The organism is Streptomyces sp. SID3212 (assembly GCF_009865405.1).
Classification (GTDB): Bacteria; Actinomycetota; Actinomycetes; order Streptomycetales; family Streptomycetaceae; genus Streptomyces.
On the sequence record NZ_WWJY01000856.1, the window covers coordinates 1 to 427 of the forward strand.

General features: G+C 78.2%; 1 pseudogene. It reads left to right on the plus strand.

Annotated features, from left to right (window positions below):
* Positions 1-293: pseudogene (locus GT042_RS39405) on the plus strand (hypothetical protein); the annotation flags it as partial.
* Between the last annotated feature and the right edge of the window lie 134 nt (positions 294-427).

The following is a 427-nucleotide window of genomic DNA, read 5'->3' on the forward strand; positions in this document are numbered from 1 at the left end:
GGGCCTGCGGTGACCGCCCCGCCCGCGTCGAGGCCGGGACGAACCGCGACGGCTCCGGCTCCGGAGCCGGCTGGGACCGCCCCGGTGACCGGACCAGCCGTGTCGACGGCTGCACCGTGCGGTACGCCTCCGGGCGCCGAACCGGGCGGGACCGCGCCGGTGGTGGCGGCCGTGACGGACCCCACGCCTGGACCGGTCGTGACAGGACCGGTGGTGACCTGACCCGAGCCGGCTCGCCCGGCGGTGGCTGGGCCGCCCGTGTCGAGTACGGGACTGTACGGGACGTTTCCTGACCCGGAGCCGGGCGGAACCGCTCCGGCAGTGACGGGGCCCGTGCCCGGGCCGGTGGTGGCCTGGCTCGTGCCGATTCGCCCTGCGGTAGCCGGGCCGGCCGCGTCGAGGACCGCACCCTGCGGGACGGCTCCGG